General features: G+C 30.0%; 8 protein-coding genes. All 8 read right to left on the bottom strand.

Annotated features, from left to right (window positions below; genetic code table 11):
• Positions 1 to 20: 20 nt before the first annotated feature.
• Positions 21 to 191, bottom strand: coding sequence for a hypothetical protein (locus WBG30_RS05580; protein WP_037029966.1), 171 nt, complete (start codon positions 189 to 191; stop codon positions 21 to 23).
• A 21-nt stretch (positions 192 to 212) separates the two neighbouring features.
• Positions 213 to 1,004, bottom strand: coding sequence for a sigma-70 family RNA polymerase sigma factor (locus tag WBG30_RS05585; RefSeq protein ID WP_424503659.1), 792 nt, complete (start codon positions 1,002 to 1,004; stop codon positions 213 to 215).
• The gene (locus WBG30_RS05590; RefSeq protein ID WP_424503660.1) at positions 997 to 1,164 is read right to left on the bottom strand and encodes a hypothetical protein; all 168 of its coding nucleotides are present in this window, start codon (positions 1,162 to 1,164) and stop codon (positions 997 to 999) included. The genes WBG30_RS05585 and WBG30_RS05590 overlap by 8 nt, the downstream gene beginning before the upstream one ends.
• Positions 1,165 to 1,176: 12 nt before the next feature.
• Positions 1,177 to 1,830 carry a tyrosine-type recombinase/integrase gene (locus WBG30_RS05595; RefSeq protein ID WP_424503661.1) on the bottom strand — a complete coding sequence of 218 codons (654 nt, stop codon included), beginning with the start codon at positions 1,828 to 1,830 and terminating at the stop codon, positions 1,177 to 1,179.
• Positions 1,830 to 2,225 carry a hypothetical protein gene (locus tag WBG30_RS05600; RefSeq protein WP_424503662.1) on the bottom strand — a complete coding sequence of 132 codons (396 nt, stop codon included), beginning with the start codon at positions 2,223 to 2,225 and terminating at the stop codon, positions 1,830 to 1,832. The genes WBG30_RS05595 and WBG30_RS05600 overlap by 1 nt, the downstream gene beginning before the upstream one ends.
• Positions 2,226 to 2,321: 96 nt before the next feature.
• Positions 2,322 to 2,462, bottom strand: a complete 141-nt coding sequence (locus tag WBG30_RS05605) for a hypothetical protein (RefSeq protein ID WP_424503663.1) — start codon at positions 2,460 to 2,462, stop codon at positions 2,322 to 2,324.
• A gap of 105 nt (positions 2,463 to 2,567) precedes the next feature.
• Positions 2,568 to 3,065 (bottom strand): hypothetical protein, encoded by a 498-nt coding sequence (locus WBG30_RS05610; protein WP_424503664.1) that lies wholly within the window; start codon positions 3,063 to 3,065, stop codon positions 2,568 to 2,570.
• A 498-nt stretch (positions 3,066 to 3,563) separates the two neighbouring features.
• Entirely contained in the window at positions 3,564 to 3,725 is a 162-nt protein-coding gene (locus tag WBG30_RS05615; RefSeq protein WP_424503665.1) for a hypothetical protein, read from the bottom strand.
• Positions 3,726 to 3,906: the final 181 nt, after the last annotated feature.

Raw genomic sequence — 3,906 nt, forward strand, 5'->3', positions numbered from 1 at the left:
TCTTTATATACACTCATAGTTTAATTGTTCCTATAACGTTTGTCAAAGTATTTTCTATGTAATCTTCCACATATAGTTTTATACCCTTGCTCTTTTAGCTCTGCATTTAACTCTCTTATTATCTTATATGCTGTATTTTCTGATATATCCAAAATTTTCATTAAATCTTCTTTTCTATAGAAATCTTTCATCGCTACCTCCTAAACAAATCTTTACATCAATTCATTCATAGAATTAATTCCTTTTTTTCTCAAATATATTTTCATCTTATTTTCTGCTGTTATCCTAATCTGTCTTATTCTTTCTTTACTTATATTAAAAACTTTTCCTATAGCTTCTAAAGTCATAGATTGATTGTATCGAAGTTCAATGACCTTTTTCTCTCTTTCACTTAAAATTTGAAAAGCATCATTTAATATACTATTTCTAATATTTATCTCAGTTATATTAGTTGCTCCTTCATCTTCTATTTTTTCATGGGGGAGTTCTCCATCAAGATCCTTTTTATCAATTGATATTATTTGTGGAAGCTCTAAAGTGTTTTTTACTAATTCCATAGTCACATTAAATTTTTTACTGATCTCCTCATAAGTTGGGACCCTATCATGTTTTTGATAAAATTCTGTAGTGTATTTAGCAAACTTCCCTCTTTTCTCCCAAATATGGGCTGGTAGTCTATAAGTATGATAATTATATGATTCCCTGTTCCTGGACTGCATGATCCACCAAGTGGCATAAGTTGAAAATTTATTTCCTTTTGACAAATCAAATTTTTCAATAGCCTTAATTAACCCCAAGATCCCATCTTGTATACAGTCTTCTGTAATTGGAAAATTTCCCTTTCTACAAACAGATATAACTAGTTTTAGATTCTTTTTTACAATTTCATCACGAGCAGCAATATCCCCATTTTGGGCTTTAAAGATTAAATCCTGTTCCTGGTCCCTAGTTAATATTTTTTTCTTCATAAGAGGCTTATAGATCCCTAACATATTACTAACCAAAGTATCCAATATAATTAAAAATAGTTTTCCCCAACTTAGTGTTTGTAAAAAACTTGGTCTTTTTTATATCATATTTTTCACCTATTGCAATTAAATCTGACTCATACTCATTACAGTCATCTGAAAAAGCTAAAACACCGTTTTTCATCTCTATAATCATGACGATCTCCTCCTATTTATAAAATTCATTATTGGCAGTATGTATGGCATTATCAAAATGTTCATCGGCATATTTTAAATAAATCAAAGTATTTCTTATGTCTGAATGTACTAAAAACTTTTGTAATTGGACTAAATTCACTTTATTATTCAGTAGAAATATAGCTCTAGAATGTCTGAACCTATGCACATTTATATTATTTTTTAGATCCAAATACTTTAAACAATCTTTTTTTAACTGAGTTGTTATCCCTTGCCTTGTAAGAGGTGCTTTCCCTGCCTTTTTAGCTAGTACAAAATCATCATTGCACAATTCATTTAATAATTTATACTGAAGTAAGGCAGCCTTTAATTCAGCACTGAATGGAAGAGATCGATAGATCAATTCTTTTTGCTTAAGAGTTTTTACTCTCATACGATTATTTTCTATATCGATATCTTTAAACCTTACTTCTCTTAATTCTTCTATTCTGGCACCAGTCTCAAACAAAACTTGATAGATATATTTATAAAAACCTTTCTCTGTCTTTAAAATCAAAGTTTTGATCTCATTTGCAGTAAAATATTTTAGATCATTAGTTTTTTTAAAATCTTTCTTCTTGTAGACTACAATTTCACTTTTTTTCTTTTTTATTATCTCTGGAATAAATACTTCTACTAACTCCATTATTTATCCCCCCTTTTGTTTTCTTCTAAGATCTTTAGCTCACAAATATTATTTTCTTCTCTTAAAGATATTTGAGAAGATACTAAATAAGCTCTAATTTCTTCCCTTACAGAATCATCCAACTTTTCAAAATGAAGTTCTTCTTCCATAAGATTATTTAATTTTGTCTTGATAGTTTTCACAAATTTATTATATTCAGGATCATTAAATTTTTTAGCAAAATAAGAGTTCATATCATAAAGATGTTTTAGAGTTTTTATCATCTTATTCCTTCTCTCATCGTCTGCCATATCTATGACAAAGGCATGTCTCATCTTTTCATCCATAGTCATTAATCTTACCTGTTGGTTCATACTTCTATTCAGTTCCTCACTTGCACTAGTTGGTACTCTCATAATATCCTCCTGTGGGATACCTCTGTTGGGGTGGTATCCTAACGTTTATTTAAATAATATTTAATATTTTTTCTTCTAATGGCTTTTAGTTTTGATTTAATTAATCTTATTAGATTTTTCATTACTCAATTCCCATGCCTTTTCAATAGCTTCTTCTTGATTAGCTGCTATATAACTAAGTTCTAAATCTTTTATAGTCACCAATAATTGACCATTTTCCATTAATTGGATTCTCATATCTTATCCTCCTTGAAGTTCACTCTTGGATGTGATAAAATACCAGTGTTGGGGTGGTATTTATCACTCGTTAAGACTTGGATGTTTCCGCATTCAAGTCTTTTTTTATTCTATTTCTTCTATTTTCTTTATTGCTACTACTTTGGAACCATTAATTCTGCCTTTTATTAGTAATATTTTTTCTAGATTCTTATGTACAAAATGCTTACTGAGGCTCACATTATAAATTTTTGAGTTTTCATCTTCCATCTTATAAAAATGTCTCCTATTTATCTGGGTTCCTCTTAGATATCTCAATCTTTTTTCAAATGGTTTACTTTTAGTTTTAAAATGATTATTCAGTATTACTTTGATGCCTTTTTCTACTATGGTAAATTTTAAAACTTTTTCTTCTTTCAGCTCATGCATTAGATTCAAGAATAATTCATTGATTGGAAAGTTCTTTTTTAATAAGATTACTTCTTCTCCAATCTTCACATCTGATAGAGCTTTTTTTATTTTATTCATCTTTCTTTGTATCTTGGTTACTTCTAGATATTTTTTCTTTCCATTTTCATATTTTTCTAACCCCTTATGAAGCTTTTTTTTATTGATCTTTATCAACTCCTTATGTATATAGTTATTTTATTTTTTACTTGACTTTCAGATGCTGTTTTTTCAAACTTATTGGAACAACGAGTTGCCAGTGAAGATAGTTATCCCATCAATAGGTTACAACTATCTAATATTCAAGCTTATCGTTTACAACTGAGAGCTTCATTACGAAAGTGTGAGTTTATTTATCCTCACCAGGTAGATTAGCTAATGCCACGATTTCCTCACCATTTCCCCGAAAAAAATCTACTATCCTGTATATTTGGTCCACCGCCGGTTATTTATTGGGTATGTCGCCAGCCACGACACATCTTGCTTTTGTCTACTGCCACCCATTATTTCTCCATATCGGAGCCTCCTGGTTATGCAGTTCATCAGCATAGAACTTTGGGAGGTTATTTAATTGTCTTGTTACTAACTCAAAGGATTTTTTGTAATCACTTACTAGTTATATTCTTGATATGGTCCCCTCCAACACATATCCATCCCACGTCCTGCCTTTTGTATCTAAAATAATCTAAACTGTTTTTCTCCAGTAGGAGTGATGTCATAGAGCCTCTTTTTAATCTTCTTAGTTGCTTCTTTCATCTCTTTAGTTATCCTATTGAATATAATTTTTTCTTTATTTCTAAATCTAACTTCTATAGGCATAGCATTTTGTATCTCCATGATCTCCTCCTACATCTTTATTTTTTCCAGTAAATAGTATTCCTCACCCCTTCTAAAGTCTTCTTTGTAGTGATAAGGGAATAAACACTTTTTACTTACTAAAACCCCATTGCTTAACCTAAGAGCTGTCTTGGTCATTCCTACGATCTTGAGTAGCTCTATTTCTTTTATGACCTTAAAT

Source organism: Psychrilyobacter sp., assembly GCF_049671765.1.
Lineage (GTDB): Bacteria > Fusobacteriota > Fusobacteriia > Fusobacteriales > Fusobacteriaceae > Psychrilyobacter.

What these genes read in the sequence shown, in the direction of transcription:
- WBG30_RS05580 (WP_037029966.1), bottom strand. Translation starts at nt 191, where the DNA reads ATGAAAGATTTCTATAGAAAAGAAGATTTAATGAAAATTTTGGATATA.
- WBG30_RS05590 (WP_424503660.1), bottom strand. Translation starts at nt 1,164, where the DNA reads ATGATTATAGAGATGAAAAACGGTGTTTTAGCTTTTTCAGATGACTGT.
- WBG30_RS05595 (WP_424503661.1), bottom strand. Translation starts at nt 1,830, where the DNA reads ATGGAGTTAGTAGAAGTATTTATTCCAGAGATAATAAAAAAGAAAAAA.
- WBG30_RS05600 (WP_424503662.1), bottom strand. Translation starts at nt 2,225, where the DNA reads ATGAGAGTACCAACTAGTGCAAGTGAGGAACTGAATAGAAGTATGAAC.
- WBG30_RS05605 (WP_424503663.1), bottom strand. Translation starts at nt 2,462, where the DNA reads ATGAGAATCCAATTAATGGAAAATGGTCAATTATTGGTGACTATAAAA.
- WBG30_RS05615 (WP_424503665.1), bottom strand. Translation starts at nt 3,725, where the DNA reads ATGGAGATACAAAATGCTATGCCTATAGAAGTTAGATTTAGAAATAAA.